Genomic DNA, 20,456 nt, shown 5'->3' on the forward strand with positions numbered 1-20,456 from the left:
CTCCGACATGCATGGCAGATGATAGGCGTTAAAGCTTTAAGAAGAGAATTTAGCGGCGGAGTTTCTTTGGTAAAGATTGATCTCTCAGGTACGGAGAAATAGCTCTGACTCATGATTATAGAAATTCATTTGTTGTAGGTAATAGACCGAAAGTAAATGGTTCAGAAATACAGGATGCGTTACCTTAAGAAGGAAAATTTATAGCAGAAAGATTGATCCTGCCTATAGGCAAATGATCCTAACCGAAGATATAATTGGATTAGCTTCCAATATATTTTTATTGTCTGGAAATGAATAAAAATCAGACAAACAATGTCTGATTAAACAATAAGTTATGATTAAAGTTCTGCAAGGGACAGCGCTAGTCAAAAAGTTTTACAAAATGATTGACATCCGAGGCGTCACCATATAGGATGAACCAAGTTTTCCTGCTATAAAGGTAAAAAGAATATAGAAGCTGTTTAACGAGGAGTTAAGTAATAAACTGATTTTGATTAGATGTATCTTATCAAAATCAGTATTATCTAATAGGAAGGATCAGTTCTGAATTGACTTGATTCTGAAGCTGTTCTCAATCTTATGACGTCTGAAGTTCTGCATGAAGTTCTTGAGTGCAATCATAAATGCAAGCACAAAGAAGCCGCCTGGAGGCAGAATTGCAACCATCAGAGTGTAATCTGCATTTATAAAGGTACACTCAATAGCTTCACCGAAGCTTCCAAAAAGCTTTGATGCTCCCATAAACAGAGTACCCTGTCCGATAATCTCTCGTACTCCTCCTAATACAAACAGCACCAATGAGAAACCTACACCGGTTCCTACTGCATCCACAAATGCCATTATTGGGCCATTACGACTGGCAAAAGCCTCTGCTCTTCCCATGATGATACAGTTGGTAACAATAAGAGCCAGATAGATTCCAAGCTGAGAGTTTAAATCAGGGAAGTAGGCTTCAATGTAGAATTTAACCACCGTAACCAATGTGGCAATAAAAAGCACATAGATTGGAATTCTAACTTCTTTGAAGATACATCTGCGGATTAGAGAAATAATCACAGAACTTGAACAGACTACAATCAGCGTGGCAAGACCAAGACCAACAGCGGATACAGCAGATGTTGTAACCGCAAGCAGAGGACATAATCCTAATAACTGACAGAGGCCAGGATTGTTTGACCAGATACCGTCAAACAGAATCTTTAAAAGTGAGGTATTAGTTGAGGCTTTAACTTTTTTCTTTTTGCCTTCAACGGTATCAATCTTGTTTTCCATGCGCTACTTCACCTTGCATTTTTTTAGTGAACGGATATCAAAGCTGTTTAATTCCTTTAAAGCCTGATAGGTGGCAATAACTGTTGCTCTGGAGGTGACGGTGGAGCCTGTGATAAAGTCAAAATCACCACCGTTTTTCTTAACATCCCAGGTGGAGGTTAAAAGAGAATGACCTGAAAGCTGATCAAGGAAGTTTCCATGGTCGCGATCTACCTTGTCACCAAGGCCAGGGGTTTCCTGTGAAAAATAGATATCAGCCTTGTAGACTTTCTTGTCAGGGGTAAAGCCTGCAATCATCACCAAAGGATCAGAATAGCCTAAAGAAGTGGAGTAGGTCATGATATAGCCTTTGATCTCCAGATCTTTTGCAGCAATGTAAAGCTTCTGATTATGACCGATGTTTCTACTTTTCTGTATGGCATAGCAGGTGAGTTTGATATTGTCTCCACGGGCATCATCAGGCAAGAGACTGTTGATTTTTGCCTTAAGAGAATTTGCCTTGTTGTTCTCTCTAAGTTCCTCGGTACTCTCTGAGGTATACATAATCATACCAACGCACAGGGAGGCTACAAAGGCTAAAGAAAGTCCAGAGAGAATAGCACGGGCAGTTCTCGAATACTTGTACTTTTTCTCTGGCTTTTTATCAGTACCGGTATTTTGGGTATCGGTATCTTTGGTATTGGTATCTAAAATCGTTTCAAGATCTTTATTCATTATTGGAATCCTCCCTTTTTATAACCTACACCATAAGGTCTTCGAGAGGTCATTACATCAATTAAAGGTGCACAGGAGTTACCAAGCAGGACAGCAAAAGCAACTGCATCTGAATAGGAGCCGTAGGCTCTGAGAATCACAATTAAAAAGGCGACAAAGACTGAAAAATAGATACGGCCTTTGGAGGTTCCTGCATTGGTAACCGGATCGGTAATGATAAAGAACGCTGCCAGCATGGTACCGCCGAAGAGCAGACCATCTTCTACATTCAGATAATTTCCAGGGAAGAAATGATTCAGGATCCACTGGAAGAAAATAAATGAAGCAAAGAAAGCCACAACCATACGCAGGATAATGATCTTAAAGGCAAAGAGGATAAGGCCTCCTATGCAGTAGGCAATGGCAAGAGCCATATAAGCCTTGTAGTTTCCAAGGGTAAAATCGTGACCTGGAAGCAGATCTAAAGAAGATGTCTTGCGGGCAGCCTTGATATTCTCAAGATAGGTGGCGCCAGTGAAGCTGTCTACTATTGAGCTTATGCTTAAATCGTTATCCTCATCATGAGTGTTCTCTGAAAGGTTTAACCCTTCCACAAGATTTCTCAGGTTAACCGGATCTGCTTTTTTAAAGATCACCTGCTGAGTTGCTGAAAGGGTAGCCTGTGTATAGGCAGCAGGTGCCGGTACAATCCAGGCATTGCTCATGGCTGCAGGACATGAGATAACAATAAAGATAAAGCCTGCCATTGCAGGGTTGAAGATATTGTGTCCTAAACCGCCGAAGACTGATTTAACCACAATAATAGCAAAAACGGTGGCTACAACAGTGTAATAACACTGAAGAAGAGGTGGCAGGGTAAATGCCAGAATCAGAGCTGTTACCGTTGCTGATAGATCTCCTACTGCAGTAGAGATTTTACGATGACGTAACAGGGAAACCACTATCTCACAGATTAAGGCTGTTATCTCACAGATTAAAAACTGCCAGAGAATACCATAGCCAAAATAGTATACCTGAACCACTAATGCCGGCAGCAGGGCAAATAGTACACAGCCCATAATCAGTTGGGTGGTCATTTTCCCTTTTAGGTGAGGTGCGGTTTCTATTCCTAAGATCTTTTTTACCACACCCTGTGACTGGGTTATATTCATAATAGTCTTCTTTAATTAAGTATTCGTATTTGTATATTCGTATTTATTTGTTTTTTCGATTAACGCTTTGAGCGTAGAGTCTTTTTCTTGAAAATATCAGGAAGAATATTAACTTCCTTTTTCTCTTCCTGAGCAGACATCAGTACCTGAGGAATAACTTTCTTAGGTTCTGGGTTCTGACGGCTGTCATCAGGTGGTAGACCTACAAGCTTAAGCTCGCTGGATTTTGCAGGCATAGACTCATGCAGAATTACCTTAAATTCATCCAGACGAGAGGTTGCATTCTTCTTTAAGGACTCAGGAAGAATATCCTTTTCCTCAAGCTGAGCATTGGCTACCTGCTGCTCAATAGTATTCTCAGGTACTTCTGAGGCTGTTGCAGGCTTTTCAATATGTCCCTGATGTCTTGCAATGGCGATGGCCTTATCCTGAGACTCTTTGAGTCTCTTTAAGGCTGAGGCATCATCCTCTCCGGCTTTCTGTTGCTGCTGTTTCTGTGCAAGAATAGCCTCTTTGCGTTCACGGGCTTTGGCTTTAGCCTCTTCTAAAGCTTTAGCTCGGGCGGCTGCAAGCTCCTCAGGAGTCATATTGGCTTCAGCTTCCTTCTGAGCTTTGATTCTGGCAAGTGCAGCCTCTTTTTTGGCCTGTCTTTCTTTAGCTTCCGCCTCAAGACGTTCCTCTTTCTGCTGCATTCTCTGTTTAGCCACAAGATTACGTCTTTCAGCATCACGGATGTGTTTTTCTACAGCCTGTTCATATCTGAACTGTGAGGTTAAAGGTATGAATGATGGGCATACATAAGCACAGGCACCGCACAGGGTACAGTCGGTAATACCGGCCTTTAGACATGCTGCATGATTTTTTGCTTTGGACTGACTGTACATCTGATATGGAACCAGTCGGCTTGGGCATACTCGGGCACAGCGACCGCAGCGGATACAGTTCTGCTGCTGCTTTAATAATGGTATCTCAGCAGTTGTTGGAGCTAAGATACAGTTTGCACTCTTGGTTATAGGCACATCAATGGTAGGCAGGGTAAAGCCCATCATAGGTCCGCCCAGAATGATTCGCTGATGAAATTCAGGGGACAGGTTATAGCTGCTTAGAACAAAACGTACAGAAGAGCCAAGGCGTACTCTGACGTTGCCAGTCTTCTTCATGCTGGATCCTGCAACGGTAACCACACGGGAGATTACCGGCATACCATCCACAACCGCTTCCTTGACTGAAAGCACAGTTCCCACATTGTTCACTACGATTCCGCACTCAGATGTATGAACTGAATATGGAATTTCAATACCGGTAATAATCTTGATAAGATTTCGAGCAGCACCGGATGGGTATTTTGTTGGAATTACACGGATTTCAGCTATACCCTCACAGGCAGACTTCATTGCCGCAATAGCCTGCTGCTTGTTATCCTCAATGGCAACCACTGTAACCTTTGGATTTAAGATCTTTTTAATGATTTTAATACCCAGTGCAATATCTGAGGCCTGCTCCTGCATGATGCGATCATCACAGGTAATTACAGGTTCACACTCTGCTCCGTTAATGATAAGAACATTGCATCCGGTCTGAGAATCTTCAATGGCTGATTTAATCTTGAAGTCTGTCTGGAACTGAGCTCCTCCAAGACCTTCAACACCGTAGTTGTGTATTCTCTCTAAAAGCTCACGGCTGGATTTCAACTCCCAGTCCTTCATTGGTTCAAGATCAACACACTCATCATTACCGTCGGGTTTAATAGTAATGCACAGTCCGGTATAGCCACTAGGATGAGGAAGAACTTCCTTTGAGATAGCATTGATGGTACCGGAGGTTGAAGCGTGTACCGGAACCAGTCTGCCAGAAGCTTTGGTCAGTGGCTGTCCTTTTTTGACATGATCACCAACATTTACAAGGATTTCTCCTTCCTTGCCAAGGTGTCTGTCAATTGGAAGACAGATAATAGATGGAAGTCCAAGATCTTCAATTCGGCTCTCGGAGGTATCCTTCATCTCTTTAGGTTTAATACCGCCAAAGAACTTCCAGATTTTAGCTTTAATTATTTTCTGTAACTGATTAGAGGCCATAACTGTTAACTTCCACTCTTAATCTGTACTGAATGTATGTTCCAGTTGAAATGAGATAAATCATGGTCAAGACGAATCTTTTCAATACATTTCTCTGGGCAGGTATTGATGCAGTCATCACAGCCGATGCATAGGTCAGGATCAACCATATGGGCCTCCTTGAGCACCCCTGCAATGGCGTCTACTGGACATTTACGTTTACATTTACCGCAGCCGGTGCAGCTGTTCTCATGGATATAGGCAACCTGGCGAGGAGAGAAAAGCTGTTCCTCATAGTCTCCATAGGCAGCGTTGGTATCACCAACAAGAACGCCAAGCTGTTTTGCTACATCGGCACCTGCGGGACGGCAGAGGTTTGGAGCAGCCTTTTTATCTGCAAGGGCTTTAGCGTAGGCACTGCATCCAGGAAATCCACACTGACCGCAGTTGATTCCCGGGAGAAGCATTTCAATTCGTTTTTCAGCACTGTCCTCTTTTTTATCTGCAAGAGTTGATAGATAAGATAGAATTAATCCCAGTACCAGAAGTACTGCTGCAAGAATCAGGATAAACTTTAATTCAAGTATCATGCTGCACTCCCTGCAAAGCCGGCAAAGCCCATAAAGGCAAGAGAGAGCAGTCCTGCGGTGATAAGTGCAATGGCTGTATTCTTAAATGGTTCTGGTACATCTGAGATAGCAAGTCTCTCTCGTATTGCTGCAAATAATGTTAATACCAGAGTAAAACCGCTGCCCGCACCTAAGGCAAAGGCTGTAGCCTCTGAAAATGAGAACTGCAGAGAGTTCTGCAGGAGAACTAGACCTAGAACCACACAGTTTGTGGTAATAAGGGGCAGGTAGATGCCTAAGGCATTATAAAGATCATAGGAGATGAATCTTACAGCAATTTCTACAAGCTGGACCGTCAGGGCAATAATTACAATGTCCATGATAAGGTCAAGAGACTGCAGATTGAAAGGGATAAGTACAAAGGTATTTACTGCGTAACAGCCCATGGAGGTTACAAGCAGCACGAAAGTGGTGGCAATTCCCATTCCGAAGGCTGCAGAGATTTTATTGGAGACACCTAAAAAAGGGCACAGACCTAAAAATCTGACCAGCACAAAGTTATTAACGATTGCTGCACCGAAAAATAAAAACAATAAATGAGTCATGATCTAAAATTAAAGACAGTACAAATTTGTAATAAAGATATGATACCGCAAAGAGTTTGATATTTCATGAAAAAAACTATTAGTTTGTTATCTGATAACGATAGATGTGAGCTCCTGCAGATATTAAGTGAGTGTTTTCCTAATCCTAAATCTGAACTTGTATTCAGCAATCCCTATGAACTTTTATGTGCTGTAATTCTTTCGGCTCAGGCAACTGATGAGTCTGTAAACAAGGTTACACCTCAATTATTCTCTATGGCCCCAAGCCCTTATAAGATGGTTGAATTAGGCGTGGACCGAATATCTGAGGTAATAAGAACGATTGGGCTATGGAGGGCTAAGTCGAAGAATATCTTTGAGATGTCAAAGATTCTAATAGATAAATATAAAGGTAATGTCCCCTGTACATATGAGGCTCTTGTCTCTTTACCTGGGGTTGGATCAAAGACAGCAAAGGTTGTTATGAATGTGGCTTTTGGTTTGCCAACCATAGCTGTTGATACCCATATCTTTAGAGTATGTAACAGAACCGGTCTGTGTCCTGGCAAAACTGTTAAAGATGTTGAGAATAATATTGTTCACCTTATTGATGATAAATACATGATTAAGGCTCATCATCTTCTGTTGCTTCATGGAAGGTATGTCTGCAAGTCTCGTCATCCTATGTGTGAGAATTGCAGAATTTCCGGTCTCTGTAAAAAGCTGATGTAGCTGTTTTGTCTCAGAATTGAATATGTTCTCAATTCTGCATACAAATGTTTTGGCTAACTTATGCAAAAACTATTTTTTTAAAGGGATTGCAATTACCGGTATTTTCAGAATCTTTATCAGAAGCTTATTTTTTCTGGTAACTCTTACTGTTATAAGAGTATTCATAACAATTTTTCTAAGATTCATTAAAATGTAGCTGATCCTCGACCACATGACATTTTTTTCGCAGTCAACAATGTCATAGTCCTGATCATAGACAACAAATCCAAATAATCTTTCGAAAATATGTGCAAGCTGACATCCTTCATGAGATACATCTGGAGCTTCAAAGTCATCCTGGGTAAGTTTTAGCTCTTTTAATTTTTGGAAAAGATCAGCCTTTACCATAAACATTGAGCCGGCGACAAACTTAAATTTACAGAATTTTAAGCCATGTTCAGTGATAAAAGCTTTTGCTGCACGATAGGTAATCTGTTCATCATATAATTTATTGAAGGTTGAGATGTTTGGTCCGTGCATGCCAATTTTGGGATTGTTCTCCATGCTGTTAAGCACCTTAGCAAAGGTTTCTTTGGATTTTAGAAAACCTAAAAGCGCATTTCTCCACTTAGGTCCTGCGTACCAGGCATTTTTTTTGTCAGAAGGAATATCTCTTTTTGTGTGCAGTTTTATGATGTAACTGTATTGATTCAGATCTTCATTATTAAGAATTGTTATAAAAGGTCCGACATCAAATCCTCGATTCTGGACTAATACAATGTTTGCTGTAGGCCATTCATCTGTTATTTTTTTTTCAAATTCAGGATCATTTTTAACAAGGGTTACAAAAAGTTTAAAATCATAATCTTTTATATTCTTAAGACAGTCTGAGATTTCCTGCCATAAAGACTGATAATAAACATGAACATGAACTAGAAATGGCTTCATAAGTTATAACGGATGAAAAACACTATCTGCTTGTGAATTTAAATCCGAATCCCCCTTTTTTATTTAGAAACGAATTTATTAGTTAGGATAACTTTCAGATTTGCTGTATTATACTCCATGTTTTTTTTGAGTATCTGCAGTATTTTGATAGAGTATTAAGCTTTACACCTTGTAAATATGTTTAGGATTGAGGATTGTAAGCTGATACGCTTTTCATCGTATCTGATTATTTTGTGGAGAATACGGATTTTCAGCGAGTTGCTCGTTCATTTTAATCCATTATTTTTTTATGTCATATTTAGTCGATTCTCACTGTCATCTTGAAAGTCTTTCCTTAGAAGGCAAAGCTGCAAAGTCAATTGATGAAATTATTGAAAGAGCAAGGCGTTGCGGTGTCAGTCATTTTCTCTCAGTAGCCTGTACTTCAAAAGAGTTTGAAAAGAACCTTAGCATTGCACAAAAGTACAACAATATTTTTCTTGCCTGCGGTATTCATCCTTTAAATCTTGAGGAGGAGCCTGACTGGTCAGATGAAGAACTGAAAAAAAATCTATTATCCTCAGATAAGGTTATTGCAGTTGGTGAAACTGGTCTTGACTATCATTATGCTCCAGAAACAAAAAATCTGCAGATCTCCTCTTTTGTTAGACATATTGGAGTTGCTCTTGAAGTTAAGAAACCTATTGTAATCCATGCTCGAGAAGCTAAAAACGATACTTTATCAATTTTAAAATCAGAAAACGCCCGTGATGCAGGTGGTGTAATTCACTGTTTTACAGATTCAGTTGATATGGCAAGAGTATGCCTTGATCTTGGCTTTTATATCTCTTTTACGGGTATTGCTACCTTTAAGCCAAGTGATAATGTGCGAGAGGTTGTTAAATACGTCCCTCTTGACCGGATGATGGTGGAAACTGACTGTCCATATCTTGCTCCTGTTCCTGTCAGAGGTATAGAAAATGAACCAGCCTTTGTGCGTTATACCTTAAAATATCTTGCTGATTTTAAAGGAGTGTCCGAGAAAGAATTGGCAAGAATTACCTCTGAGAACTTTGAAAATTTATACAAGCTGAAACTGTCTGATTATGAGACGCCTCCTAAAGGCTGTGAGATTTCGTCTTATAAAATTGAGAACATAATAGATAGAAGCTTTTCATAGTAGTTTATACTGTAATTATTGAAAGAATATTGTCGTATAATTCTCACCTTCTGTTAGGTGAAGAAGGTGCTAATTACATATTTTTTAGGTGAAATTATGTTTAACGAAACTAATAAAATACCAGCAAACAAACTGGATCGCGGTTTTTATAAGTATCAGAATGAATTTGAAAACAAAGCTCTTGAAGTGTTAAGAAGCGGTTGGTACGTATTAGGAAATGAAGTTACACAGTTTGAGAAAGAGTTTGCTCAATATAATAATGCAAAATACTGTGTTGGACTTGCAAGCGGTTTAGATGCCCTTTGGATAGCCTTTCGTATATTAGGTATTGGCAAGGGCGATGAGGTAATTGTTCAGGGGAATACTTATATTGCCAGTGTTATGGGCATTACAATTAATGGAGCAACTCCAGTATTTGTAGAACCAGATGAATACTTTAATATTGATGCCTCGAAGATAGAAAGTAAAATAACAGATAAAACCAAAGCTATTCTTGTGGTTCATCTTTATGGACAGGCTTCCAATATGGAGCCAATCATGAAACTTGCCAAAAAGTATAACCTAAGAGTTGTTGAAGATTGTGCTCAGTCTCATGGTGCTAAATTTAACGGAAAAAATACAGGAACCTTTGGTGATATAGGCTGTTTCTCATTTTATCCATCTAAAAATCTGGGAGCATTTGGAGATGCTGGTGCAATAGTAACCGATAATCCAGAAATTATGGAAGCTGTAAAGGTATTCAGAAATTATGGAAGTGAGAAAAGATATTACAATAGGGTAGTTGGTACAAATTCAAGATTGGATGAGCTACAGGCAGGTTTACTGAGAGTCAGACTTTCCCATATGCAGGAACTTGAAGATGAAAAAAGAGCAATATGTGAAAGATATCTGCGTGAAATTAAGAACAATCTAATAGAACTTCCAAAAATCCGTACCGGAGCAACCCATATCTGGCATCAGTTTGTGATTAGATGTGAAAAAAGAAATGAGCTTATACAGTACCTGGATAAAAAGGGCGTTGGTTCAATCATTCATTATCCTATTCCTCCACACTTATCTGAAGCATACAGGTATCTTGGTTTGCCAAAAGGTTCTCTGCCTATCACAGAAAAATATGCTGATACTGTTCTATCGATACCTCTTTTTGTAGGAATGACAAAAGAAGAACAAGATCACGTTATTGAGACAATCAATTCGTTTTGTGATTAAAGTTCTCCTAAAAAGGGACTCGGCCAGGCTTAACAGGTGTTCTGTTCATTGTTAAAAAAGAGGTTATTTACGTAGAATGAAATGTTATATGTGCGTGTCTGCAAGCAATGACGAAAAAACAAGCACTTTATATCAGAATCTGTTGAAGGTAGCCTTAAGGACAGCCACTCAGAACACAAGTCTGGACATTGTTGTTCTTTATGATGGACCTGAAAATCATCCGTTTCGTGACATTATAGATTCGTATCCTGTTAAAAGAATAGACTGGGTGTTTTCACATTTTGAAGATCTGAAGAAAACTTTCACTAAGGATATTCTTTTAACTCAGACTGGACGTGATTCCATAGACTTCAAAAAACTTGCCGGGACCTTTATGAGACTTGATATTCCCTTTATTGAGAAGGAAGAGTCTTATGTCCTGTATGCTGATATTGATGTAATGTTTATGGCTGATCTCAATTTAGAATCATTAACTAAGCCAAAGGTGCTAATGGTTGGTCCTGAGTTCAAAAAAACGATTCAAGAAGCAGGATACTTTAATGCAGGCATCATATACTTTAATGTTGAGGAGATGAGAAAAAAGTCTGAGCTTATCTTTAAGCAGCTGGAAAATCATATTCCAAACAGTACAGGTTTGTTTGATCAGGGGTATCTTAATGAGTTTTGTCTCGAGGATTATGAGGAACTGCCTTTAGAGTACAACTGGAAACCATATTGGGGCACAAACGATAACGCCAGGATAATTCATTTCCATGGAATTAAACCAGGTGGAAGTGAGAATGCATCAGGCTTTGCTTCAACCTTAAATATTTTTGAGATCCTTTTTAGAGGTCATTTTGAGGATTTAGTCGGGTATTCCAGATACTTAAGGACATTTTTTTCTCTGTGTAATACCAATCAGGATGAATGGCTGTATAAACACTTAACTGCAATTTTGCAACGTATTGAGAAAGATTCATTCAGAGAAAATTACACCATCTTCAGAAGATTAAGAAAAAAATATATTAAGTCAATGATTTTTAATTTTTTAACGCTAGGTCTTACAGCAAAGTTTAGAAACAGAGTCGAGTATTTTGGTAATGAATTAGAGAAGTTTTTCCCAAAAGACTAAAACAAAGAAACCCAGATTTTACTTATGATAAAAAAATTATTTAATAAAGACTTATATATTAAATTTCCTGCTGTCTTGTTTCTATCTCTATTTGCAGCTGTTGCAATAGAGTTTCTTTTATTTCAGAAAAATATATATTCTTGGTTCCCTGAAAGTCTGATTGATAATACTTCTGTTGAAACATCAACGTTAGAACAACATAATTTATTGCTTGAAGATAATAAGGTCCTTTCTTTAAAAGATCCTTATTTTATTTATGAAAATAAGTCATTCACTTTTGTAAGAGGCGTATATTTTAAGTTTAATGAAATGGATTCTAGAAGAATTCATATAAAAGTATACTGCTCAGATGAAAATGACCATTTCTCTGACGATTTTATCCACGATACAATATCCTCTGGAACGAAAACCGGATATATTCCTGTTGGTCATTATTCAAAAAATCTAAAGATTATTCTAGGAAAAGATTACAGTAAGTATTCTCTTGATACTATTGTTATAAATCCCAAAATCAGTCTTGTTGTAAAAAATCAGGATAAAACAAGATTACTTAGGTTATCCCTTGTCTTATTGGTAATATTTGGCGCATTATTCTATAGAAATAGCCTTAAAGGATGTTGGTTATGTATCTGTCCTAATATAAAGAAGCTAGAGGTTGTCTCTGTGTGCGGATATAGGATTATTCCGATCCTGACCCAAATGTTACTATTCTTTTTCTTTATTAGTTATTTCTCTGGCTATTACAGCCTCATTAGTCTATCCATATGGAACTGGATTTATAAGTTCTTTAATGCATTGCTGTTTCTTCTTGCAGTGTACAATCTGCTCCGGATGCTAATAAACAGAGATTATGGCTTCGTTCTGATAGCTGTCGTATCTGGCATAATTCTTTATGGAATCTATTACCTGACGAATACGGAGCAGTTTATTTACGAGTTTATTTTACTTGCAGTATGCTGTTATAGGATTGGATACAGAAGAATCCTTCTATCTTTTGTTATCAGCATTGGACTTGTTATTTCATCAGAAATCATTTTAATGTTATGCGGACTTCTCAAAGATATAGCTTATGTAAGAGAACTTGGTGTTTACAGGCATAGTTTTGGCTCTATTTATCCTACTGATTTTGCCTGTTCTATTTTGTTTGTCAGTCTTGCTTTATGGAGCATTCTAAAACATACGCATTTGGTTTTAAGTATCGCGGTCCTGTCAGTACTTATATATTTTCAGCAGATTTATACACATACGCGTAATACAGAACTTGTCATGTGTATAAGTATCCTTTTTGTTATTATCTATTCTCTTTTGAAAAATAAAAAGGCTATAATCTGTCACTCTAGAATAATCAGCTTTTCTCTGCGCTATTCATTTGTATTTTTAGCTGCACTCTCATTACTTCTGGGAATTCTCTATGACAGTTCTAGTTCCCTGATGAACTACCTTGATTCATTATTCAGTACTAGACTTTCTCTTGTTCACAGTGCCTTGAATAATTATGGCATCTCTTTTATGGGACAGAATATTCTGTTTGTGGGTAACGGAGGAACGCTCGCATCAAAGGGAATTTATAACTTTATTGACAGTTCATACTGTTTGCTTCTGATAAGATATGGAATTGCTGGATTCCTTGTTTATGCAGTTCTTTATATATTTACCCAGAAACGTGTATTAGAATGTGAAAATCTGAAACTATCAATTATCCTTCTGTTAATAGCAGTTCATTCTTTTACAGAACATCATTATATTGAGTTTTTCTACAATCCTTGTCTACTACTAATTTTTTCAGATGTAAGAGAGAAAGGCTCTGGTTATATTAAAGCAGAGAATAGTTAATATGCAGTTTTATCAAGTGTTGTCAAAGAAAAATAGAAAGCAGCTGAGCTTTTATTGCTTATCAGTTGCTTATGTTGCTTTGCTTGTATATTTGTTTCCTTTGATAATTGATTATTTGAAGACTTATTTCTTTCTTAAAAATTATCAATTAGCTTCATCATCTAATATAGTTTTTTTTACTGTAGTTTTCCTTATTGTATTTTTTGTGTCGTTTCCATTTGTTACATATTACTTTGTCAGGAATACGCAGTTAATTTGTAAAAAAAATAATTTACAAACTAATACTGATAAGAAAAAAGCTCTAATAAAAATTTTTTCTTGTATTTTCTTTTACTGTTCTTTTATTTTCTTTGTTTTATATAGTCTTGGAGAGATATCTTATCTAAAAAAGGATAATCATTTTTATCAGGATAGTGAAAAGTTATTAAACAGAATAAATGAGACTGCAACTTCAGGTAATTTGCAAATTTATATAGACCATATTCCTTTTTTATTCCGTAATGCTCCTAAGGTTAAATCCAGAATATTTCCTGTGCATTCCCGTGTTGTGAATATGCAGGATCTGGTTATTATTACTGATTGTTCCAAGGATTATTTTTATTTGAATTCTGAAGGTCTTTTGTTTACAAAAATAAGTGATGAGGTAGGCCTTTACACTAATTCCAATGAAACTATTGAATATTTGACAAATGCTGGTTATAAGTTTTCTAACGGATTTGTTTTTGAAAAGGAAATATCAATTTCTAATCTTGCTAAACAGAATGGACTTCCTGATTATCCTTACTTGCAACTGAAGAAAGATGTGCCTGTAATTTTTACTGATCAGTATGAATATGGAGCTGGAAACTATGAGCTTGAGGTCGATATTGAGAAGTCATGTGAAGCTTCAGAACAGGGGACTATAGGCCTTTTAGAATTTCATTTTGGAAATTATGTTAATAAAATTTTCTTCAAAGATAATGAATTTTCCAACAATAAGCTTCATAAAGTTATACCAATTTCTCTAAATAGCATCGAACAGGATACTTTTATTAGTATAATATCGTTCATTAATTCTGAGCTTATGGTAAAGTCCATAAAGTTAAGAAAAATTTAAATCTGTAATCCACGTTTAGTAACCGCTTTTTTTTCATCAGTTTTTTTGAGGATTCATGTGATGTCTATTCCGAAAATATCAATAGTTGTACCAATATATGGAGTAGAGAAATATCTGAATGAGTGCGTTGATAGTATTCTTAATCAGACTTTTAAGGATATCGAGGTCATATTAGTAGACGACGGCTCAAAGGATAGATGTCCTCAGATCGTTGATGAGTACGCACAAAAGGATAGTAGAGTAGTTCCTATTCATCAGGAAAATGGTGGCTATGGAAAGGCTGTTAATCATGGTATAAGCGTTGCCAGAGGCGAATATATTGGCATAATCGAATCAGACGATTGGATTGAGCCTGATATGTTTGAGAAACTGTATGAGAATGCAGTGAAGTTCAATACAGATATGACTAAATGCAGTTTTTATTTCTACAATTCCTTCGCTGAGCAGAAAAATATAGCCTATGATTCTGCGATTAGCCAAATTGCAACAATTCCAGATGAAGTTTTTTCAATAGAAAATTTTCCAGAACTTCTGGCTTTTCAGCCTTCTATTTGGGCCTGTCTTTACAGAGCTTCATTTATAAAGGATATTAAATTCCTGGAAACAAAATCTGCAAGTTATCAGGATTTACCTTTCTTTGTTGAGTCATTGTGTAAGGCTCAACGCATTTCATTTGTTAAGGAACATCTGGTTCACTATAGACAGGAACTGAGTCAGGGATCATCTTCTATCAGAAGAGATGATCGTTTGTTATTTGGTCCTAAACAGTGGGAAAACTCAAAGAATCTACTGAAAAAATACGGCAAATATGAGGCTACCAAGGAAGTATTTTATCACCACTGTTTTGGTGCCTGTTTAGGCGGATACAGAGCAATTTTCTGGAAATATAAAAAACAGTACAGAGACCTTTTGGTAAAGCTTTATTCTGATTTACTTACCGATAATACATTTAGTTACAAGTATTTCAATAACGAAGATAAGAAGATTCTTGATGCTCAAATGAAGGGGCATATTTTCAGAGGAATTGGTTTAACTCTTAAAATGGTAAGAAAGTATCTGTTCAGACTTCATTACAGAAGAACCGGTTTTATGTTCCAGTTTCTGGGTGTTCAGATTACCAGTGAAAAGAAAGAGGACCTTTTTCCGTTCCCAAGACCTCTTTTTAAAATTAAATTTTAACTTATAGATATCTGAAATTATGGCTACTTATGATTATTTAATTGTTGGTGCAGGCTTATTTGGAGCAGTTGTTGCAAATCGTCTTAAGGAAAAAGGAAAGAAAGTTTTCGTTATAGACAAGAGAAAACATATTGCCGGCAACATTTACACTGAAAATGTAAATGGTATAAATGTCCATAAATATGGTGCGCATATTTTCCACACTAACAATCGTCAGGTATGGAATTTTGTAAATAAATTTGCAGAGTTTAACCGTTATACAAACTCTCCAGTTGCTAACTATAAAGGCGAAATCTACTCTCTTCCTTTTAATATGTACACATTTAATAGAATGTGGGGATGTATTACTCCTGAGGATGCTTATCGTAAAATTGAAGCTCAGAAAAAAGAAAGCGGAATTACTACTCCAAGAAATCTAGAAGAACAGGCTATCAGCTTGGTTGGAAAAGAAATTTATGAAAAGCTTGTAAAGGAATACACAGAAAAACAGTGGGGACGTAGCTGTAAAGATCTTCCTGCTTTTATCATTAAGAGACTACCTGTTCGTTTCACATACGATAATAACTACTTCAATGCGTTATATCAGGGAATACCTGTTGGAGGCTATACTTCTCTGGTTGAAAAAATGCTTGATGGAATATCTGTAGAACTAAATACAGATTTTTTAACTGATAGAGAGTATTTCTCAAAGCTTGCAGATAAGATTATATTTACTGGTCCAATCGATGCCTATTTTGAATATGCCTTTGGTGCTCTTGAATACCGTAGTCTGAATTTTGAGACGGAAATTCTTGATACCGATAATTATCAGGGCAATGCTGTGGTTAACTACACCTCAAAGGAAGTTCCTTTTACCAGAATTATTGAGCATAAATGGTTCGAGTTTGGAAAGGATTCTAATGGTAATGATTTAACTGGTACGGTTATAACCAGAGAATACACTAAGGAATGGGCTAAGGGTGATGAACCTTATTATCCAGTAAATGATGAAAAGAACAGGGTCTTGTTTGAGAAATATCTTGCAAAAGCTTCTGAAGAAAAGAATGTTGTTTTCGGCGGAAGATTAGGCGAGTATAAATACTACGATATGGATAAGGTTATTGAAAGAGCTCTTTCTACAGCTGAACTATTGTGCTCTAATCAGTAAAGTTAGTTTTAATGGATATGTCAGAGAAAATATTAGTTATTGTTCATGTGTTTTATCCTGAATTATGGGATGAACTTGCAGGTTGTATTTCCAATCTTGATAAGATAAACAAGAATTATGATCTGTACGTTACTATGCCGGAATCTCTTTATAATCAGGGATTTTCTGAACATATCTACAAGGTAAATGAAAAAGCAAATGTATCCGTCTCAGAGAATGTAGGCTACGATATATGGCCTTTTCTGAAGATCCTAAAACAGGTCGACCTTGATAAGTATGACTACATAATTAAGCTGCATACAAAAAGAAGTATGGGATCTACGGTTGTCTCTATTAGAGATAAATTTTTCTTTATGGGCAGTTCCTGGAGAAATTATCTTCTGTCTTTTATCAAGGATAAGCCAAATCTTGAGAGTGTCTTTGCCGCATTTAAAAACGATTCTAAGCTGGGAATGGTAAGTAATCATAAACTTATCGATATAACAAAACTTCCATGTAAAGACGAACATTTTGCGTTCTGTGCTGAAAACGCAATCAGTGTTATCAACAAAGTCGTAAGTTTTGATGCTAATAGCATTGAATTTGTTGGTGGCAGCATGTTTATCTGCAGGTCAAAACTTTTTAAAAAACTGGTAGAGCTTGATTATAATGCAGTGGATTTTATGCAGGCAAAGCGAGATCATATAGATGATTTACCTCATATACTGGAGCGAGTATTTGGGGGACTGGTTACAGCTCAGGGGTATAGAATTGATGATCCTTTTACTAAAAGCTTTGACAGACTATTAAATGTTCCTTATTCATATTTCTGCAGATTTTTATCTTTAAGATTGGTAAAAAAAATAACTCGATTCATTTTCAGAGTAGATGGATTGTATAATGAAGATAAGATCATAAGAGTATTTAAGATTAAGCTTTTTACTGTAAAGAGAAAACAGTTTAAAGGTTAACTTTTTCTTGTTATTAACACCCCTTTATAAAGTTTTTGAATGAAGCCAATACTTGTCCACGTCCACGTTTATTATGATTATCTTTGGGATGAACTGTCCCAATGTATAAAGAATATATCTGGGTATTCCTATGATTTGTATGTCACTTTGCCTGAGGGTAAAGAGGAACTGCAGAAAAAAATAAAAGCAGAGTATCCTGATTGTGTGATTAGATTCGTACCAAATCTTGGCTTTGATATCGGTCCGTTTGTTGAGGTTATCAAATCAGTTAATCTTTCTGATTATAGCTATGTAATTAAACTTCATACCAAAAGAGATATTCTAAGAAGAGATTCTCTTTTCTGGTTTTATGGAGCAAGATGGAGAAATGCTCTGCTTGGATTTATAAGGAGCTCTGATAGTTTTAATCATGTGATTAACCTTATGGAATCAGAGCCTAGTATTGGAATGCATGGGCCAAGTATGGCTATTATCAATAAATACTCAGATGATAATAAAGCATATAAGGCAACAGCAGATTTTATAAGCAGACACAATTTGCCTAAACGCAACTACAGCTTTGTTGGTGGAGCCATGTTTGTGGTCAGGTCGGAAGTCTTAAATGATGTTTTATCTCTTAATCTTTCCCTGAATGATTTTCAGGATTCAGACCAGACACATAATACCTGTCAGCTTGCACATATGATTGAGCGTTTCTTCGGCTATGCGGTATATTCTCAGGGGTATATAATTGCCGACTGTACAACTAACCCTGTTATCTCAAAGCTTATTGTAATTGCCAATGTGTTAAGACGTTTCATTTTTACATCAGTTTTTTCCTTTAGAGTGACCAGAAAGAATAAGTTTCTTGTAAAGTTTCTTCATATTCCGGTTTTAGCGATTCCTCTGAAAAAGAAACAATAATGATGATTTGAATCGATTTCCTTTGTTTTGCTTTAGGTTAAGTAATGAAGATTATTATCTGCAATGTATGCAGTTCCAGTTACAACAGCGAAAGATTACTATCTATCTGTGAAAAAAATTTATCTGTAGAAAAAATCTTTTTTATCACCCCGTCTGCTGATTGTGGTTTTGTTCCAAAATCTGAAAAAATTGAGGTTATAACCGAGTCTTTTTCTCAGGGAATAAATTCAGTTCTGTTTAAGGTCTGTGATTCTATTTCAGATGGTTTTATAGGCGTTATTCCTGATACTTTTCTGTTCTCTGAGCGTTTTCTTGAGTATATTCAAAGGGAAATTAACCTTGATAACAATAATCTTTACGTGTTAGGTAAAGAGAATAACTGTATCCTTGGTAGTGATCCGGATAATCTTGAGGCAGAGAAATACAATATCTATAAGGTTTTTGATCAGAGTCCTTCATATAACGATTTTGAGTCCTGCCTGTTTTTTGACAAACATACTTTTAACCTGTGTCGTGATGAGCTTGAAAAAGCCCTGATGTTGAGGACAAATTACTTTGTTTACTATTTTTCAAAAATATGTGAACAGCAAGAGAATATCAGAGTAGTTTATCCTGTTAATGTAAGACTTTTATTTTCCTCTGATGTTGTTTTAAATTCGGATAAAAAATCAGATCGTAAGATTGCTCTGAAGCTCGGAATTATTCCTAAGCTACAGCTTAGTTTTGCGCAGAAAATATTTTCTGTTGTCAAATTCAATAAACACACAGTTGCAACAGTATTAGGCCTATCGGTTCCTTTTAAAATAAAAAAGCAGCCTCATTTTTCAAAGAGTTGCAGGGAAATATCCTATTTTACTGACCGCCAGCGTTTTAACTCTAATAGAGTTTGTATTTTTGCAGGTTTCACTGCTTTGGGAAAGATCAGTGATAACGCTGTCTTCTATCTGAATTCAGTCAGAAAACAGGTAGATTATCTAGTATATGTTGCTGATAGTAAGGCTGATGAGGCTACTATACAGATTCTTAAGAGCTGCTGCGATGCAGTGATTATAAAAAGACATAATGAGTATGATTTCGGATCATACAAAAGAGGATATGAGCTTTTATCAAAGGAAGGTATCCTGAATAATGCGGATTCTCTTTTAATATGTAACGATAGTGTTGATTTTGTTGGAAATGATGCTGATCTTATAAACCTTTTTGAAAAGGCAAAAGATTATGATGCATACTCTTTGTGTACTTCAACTTATGGTTTTGGAAATAAAATCAAGAGTCATAAGTATGAATGGATCAAAGCCCCTCATCTGCAGAGTTATTTTCTGATCTTAGATAAGAAAGTATTTCTAAGTGATTCTTTTGCTGCTTTTTTACGTTCTGTAACATATCAGAAACATAAAACAGAGATTATCAAACAGTATGAGATGGGATTATCAGAGTTTTTAAAGAAGAATAATTTTACAATGGGAAGTTATTATCCTTATGATGAGACTAACATTGTAAATCCTTATGCCATATATTTAAATTCGTATGTTGAGCATCCAATTCTGGTTAAGCATATGCTTAAAAAGTAGCTTTCAATTGTTTTTAGAGGAAAAGCATGAACTTTATTAAAACAGCAATAGACGGTGTAGTAATTGTAGAGCCAAGAGTATTTGAAGATGCACGCGGCTATTTTTATGAAAGCTATAATGAGAATGAATTCAAGGCTAATGGCATTGACTGTCGTTTCGTACAGGACAATCAGTCCAAATCCAGCTATGGTGTAATCCGAGGTCTTCACTGTCAGACAGGAGACTACTGTCAGGCAAAGCTGGTAAGAGTACTGTCAGGAAAGGTACTGGATGTAGCAGTAGATATCAGAGCAGG

General features: G+C 36.6%; 19 protein-coding genes. 12 read left to right on the top strand and 7 right to left on the bottom strand.

Annotated elements, in window-relative coordinates; genetic code table 11:
* Positions 1–537: 537 nt before the first annotated feature.
* From BM308_RS11125 to rsxA, 6 genes are read right to left on the bottom strand one after another with little or no spacing between them, the layout of a single operon-like run.
* Positions 538–1,272, bottom strand: coding sequence for an electron transport complex subunit E (locus tag BM308_RS11125; RefSeq protein WP_074945266.1), 735 nt, complete (start codon positions 1,270–1,272; stop codon positions 538–540).
* Between the two features lie 3 nt (positions 1,273–1,275).
* Positions 1,276–1,986 carry an RnfABCDGE type electron transport complex subunit G gene (locus tag BM308_RS11130; protein ID WP_074945267.1) on the bottom strand — a complete coding sequence of 237 codons (711 nt, stop codon included), beginning with the start codon at positions 1,984–1,986 and terminating at the stop codon, positions 1,276–1,278.
* The gene (locus BM308_RS11135; RefSeq protein WP_074945269.1) at positions 1,986–3,137 is read right to left on the bottom strand and encodes an RnfABCDGE type electron transport complex subunit D; all 1,152 of its coding nucleotides are present in this window, start codon (positions 3,135–3,137) and stop codon (positions 1,986–1,988) included. The genes BM308_RS11130 and BM308_RS11135 overlap by 1 nt, the downstream gene beginning before the upstream one ends.
* A 59-nt stretch (positions 3,138–3,196) precedes the next feature.
* The gene (rsxC, locus tag BM308_RS11140) at positions 3,197–5,212 is read right to left on the bottom strand and encodes an electron transport complex subunit RsxC (protein ID WP_074945270.1); all 2,016 of its coding nucleotides are present in this window, start codon (positions 5,210–5,212) and stop codon (positions 3,197–3,199) included.
* Positions 5,213–5,217: 5 nt separating this feature from the next.
* Positions 5,218–5,781 (bottom strand): RnfABCDGE type electron transport complex subunit B, encoded by a 564-nt coding sequence (locus tag BM308_RS11145; RefSeq protein WP_074945272.1) that lies wholly within the window; start codon positions 5,779–5,781, stop codon positions 5,218–5,220.
* The gene (gene rsxA, locus BM308_RS11150; RefSeq protein WP_074945273.1) at positions 5,778–6,365 is read right to left on the bottom strand and encodes an electron transport complex subunit RsxA; all 588 of its coding nucleotides are present in this window, start codon (positions 6,363–6,365) and stop codon (positions 5,778–5,780) included. The genes BM308_RS11145 and rsxA overlap by 4 nt, the downstream gene beginning before the upstream one ends.
* A gap of 66 nt (positions 6,366–6,431) precedes the next feature.
* Between rsxA and nth the strand changes: the two genes are divergently transcribed.
* Complete coding sequence (gene nth, locus BM308_RS11155) at positions 6,432–7,076, top strand: endonuclease III (protein ID WP_074945275.1); 645 nt, start codon at positions 6,432–6,434, stop codon at positions 7,074–7,076.
* Between the two features lie 69 nt (positions 7,077–7,145).
* On the opposite strand, the gene BM308_RS11160 is transcribed toward nth, so the two are convergent.
* The gene (locus BM308_RS11160) at positions 7,146–8,003 is read right to left on the bottom strand and encodes a rhamnan synthesis F family protein (RefSeq protein WP_074945277.1); all 858 of its coding nucleotides are present in this window, start codon (positions 8,001–8,003) and stop codon (positions 7,146–7,148) included.
* Positions 8,004–8,292: 289 nt separating this feature from the next.
* Between BM308_RS11160 and BM308_RS11165 the strand changes: the two genes are divergently transcribed.
* The 11 genes from BM308_RS11165 to BM308_RS11215 all read left to right on the top strand — a co-directional run.
* Positions 8,293–9,162, top strand: a complete 870-nt coding sequence (locus BM308_RS11165) for a TatD family hydrolase (protein ID WP_074945278.1) — start codon at positions 8,293–8,295, stop codon at positions 9,160–9,162.
* A 96-nt stretch (positions 9,163–9,258) separates the two neighbouring features.
* The gene (locus BM308_RS11170) at positions 9,259–10,371 is read left to right on the top strand and encodes a DegT/DnrJ/EryC1/StrS family aminotransferase (RefSeq protein ID WP_074945279.1); all 1,113 of its coding nucleotides are present in this window, start codon (positions 9,259–9,261) and stop codon (positions 10,369–10,371) included.
* 88 nt (positions 10,372–10,459) lie between these two features.
* Entirely contained in the window at positions 10,460–11,482 is a 1,023-nt protein-coding gene (locus BM308_RS11175; protein ID WP_074945281.1) for a glycosyltransferase, read from the top strand.
* Between the two features lie 24 nt (positions 11,483–11,506).
* Entirely contained in the window at positions 11,507–13,315 is a 1,809-nt protein-coding gene (locus BM308_RS11180) for a hypothetical protein (protein WP_074945283.1), read from the top strand.
* Position 13,316: 1 nt separating this feature from the next.
* The gene (locus BM308_RS11185) at positions 13,317–14,411 is read left to right on the top strand and encodes a hypothetical protein (RefSeq protein ID WP_074945284.1); all 1,095 of its coding nucleotides are present in this window, start codon (positions 13,317–13,319) and stop codon (positions 14,409–14,411) included.
* Positions 14,412–14,471: 60 nt separating this feature from the next.
* Entirely contained in the window at positions 14,472–15,590 is a 1,119-nt protein-coding gene (locus tag BM308_RS11190) for a glycosyltransferase family 2 protein (RefSeq protein WP_074945286.1), read from the top strand.
* Positions 15,591–15,609: 19 nt separating this feature from the next.
* Complete coding sequence (gene glf / locus BM308_RS11195; protein WP_074945288.1) at positions 15,610–16,737, top strand: UDP-galactopyranose mutase; 1,128 nt, start codon at positions 15,610–15,612, stop codon at positions 16,735–16,737.
* A gap of 17 nt (positions 16,738–16,754) precedes the next feature.
* Complete coding sequence (locus tag BM308_RS11200; protein ID WP_177214451.1) at positions 16,755–17,687, top strand: rhamnan synthesis F family protein; 933 nt, start codon at positions 16,755–16,757, stop codon at positions 17,685–17,687.
* Positions 17,688–17,726: 39 nt separating this feature from the next.
* Positions 17,727–18,590 (top strand): rhamnan synthesis F family protein, encoded by an 864-nt coding sequence (locus BM308_RS11205; protein ID WP_074945291.1) that lies wholly within the window; start codon positions 17,727–17,729, stop codon positions 18,588–18,590.
* A gap of 44 nt (positions 18,591–18,634) precedes the next feature.
* Positions 18,635–20,161 carry a rhamnan synthesis F family protein gene (locus tag BM308_RS11210; RefSeq protein ID WP_074945292.1) on the top strand — a complete coding sequence of 509 codons (1,527 nt, stop codon included), beginning with the start codon at positions 18,635–18,637 and terminating at the stop codon, positions 20,159–20,161.
* 26 nt (positions 20,162–20,187) lie between these two features.
* Positions 20,188–20,456, top strand: a 269-nt coding sequence (locus BM308_RS11215; protein ID WP_143098614.1) for a dTDP-4-dehydrorhamnose 3,5-epimerase family protein, incomplete at its 3' end; no start/stop codon positions are given.

The sequence above is a fragment of the Succinivibrio dextrinosolvens genome (assembly GCF_900116345.1).
Classification (GTDB): domain Bacteria; phylum Pseudomonadota; class Gammaproteobacteria; order Enterobacterales; family Succinivibrionaceae; genus Succinivibrio; species Succinivibrio dextrinosolvens_B.

What these genes read in the sequence shown, in the direction of transcription:
- BM308_RS11125 (WP_074945266.1), bottom strand. Translation starts at nt 1,272, where the DNA reads ATGGAAAACAAGATTGATACCGTTGAAGGCAAAAAGAAAAAAGTTAAA.
- BM308_RS11130 (WP_074945267.1), bottom strand. Translation starts at nt 1,986, where the DNA reads ATGAATAAAGATCTTGAAACGATTTTAGATACCAATACCAAAGATACC.
- BM308_RS11135 (WP_074945269.1), bottom strand. Translation starts at nt 3,137, where the DNA reads ATGAATATAACCCAGTCACAGGGTGTGGTAAAAAAGATCTTAGGAATA.
- rsxC (WP_074945270.1), bottom strand. Translation starts at nt 5,212, where the DNA reads ATGGCCTCTAATCAGTTACAGAAAATAATTAAAGCTAAAATCTGGAAG.
- BM308_RS11145 (WP_074945272.1), bottom strand. Translation starts at nt 5,781, where the DNA reads ATGATACTTGAATTAAAGTTTATCCTGATTCTTGCAGCAGTACTTCTG.
- rsxA (WP_074945273.1), bottom strand. Translation starts at nt 6,365, where the DNA reads ATGACTCATTTATTGTTTTTATTTTTCGGTGCAGCAATCGTTAATAAC.
- nth (WP_074945275.1), top strand. Translation starts at nt 6,432, where the DNA reads ATGAAAAAAACTATTAGTTTGTTATCTGATAACGATAGATGTGAGCTC.
- BM308_RS11160 (WP_074945277.1), bottom strand. Translation starts at nt 8,003, where the DNA reads ATGAAGCCATTTCTAGTTCATGTTCATGTTTATTATCAGTCTTTATGG.
- BM308_RS11165 (WP_074945278.1), top strand. Translation starts at nt 8,293, where the DNA reads ATGTCATATTTAGTCGATTCTCACTGTCATCTTGAAAGTCTTTCCTTA.
- BM308_RS11170 (WP_074945279.1), top strand. Translation starts at nt 9,259, where the DNA reads ATGTTTAACGAAACTAATAAAATACCAGCAAACAAACTGGATCGCGGT.
- BM308_RS11175 (WP_074945281.1), top strand. Translation starts at nt 10,460, where the DNA reads ATGTGCGTGTCTGCAAGCAATGACGAAAAAACAAGCACTTTATATCAG.
- BM308_RS11180 (WP_074945283.1), top strand. Translation starts at nt 11,507, where the DNA reads ATGATAAAAAAATTATTTAATAAAGACTTATATATTAAATTTCCTGCT.
- BM308_RS11185 (WP_074945284.1), top strand. Translation starts at nt 13,317, where the DNA reads ATGCAGTTTTATCAAGTGTTGTCAAAGAAAAATAGAAAGCAGCTGAGC.
- BM308_RS11190 (WP_074945286.1), top strand. Translation starts at nt 14,472, where the DNA reads ATGTCTATTCCGAAAATATCAATAGTTGTACCAATATATGGAGTAGAG.
- glf (WP_074945288.1), top strand. Translation starts at nt 15,610, where the DNA reads ATGGCTACTTATGATTATTTAATTGTTGGTGCAGGCTTATTTGGAGCA.
- BM308_RS11200 (WP_177214451.1), top strand. Translation starts at nt 16,755, where the DNA reads ATGTCAGAGAAAATATTAGTTATTGTTCATGTGTTTTATCCTGAATTA.
- BM308_RS11205 (WP_074945291.1), top strand. Translation starts at nt 17,727, where the DNA reads ATGAAGCCAATACTTGTCCACGTCCACGTTTATTATGATTATCTTTGG.
- BM308_RS11210 (WP_074945292.1), top strand. Translation starts at nt 18,635, where the DNA reads ATGAAGATTATTATCTGCAATGTATGCAGTTCCAGTTACAACAGCGAA.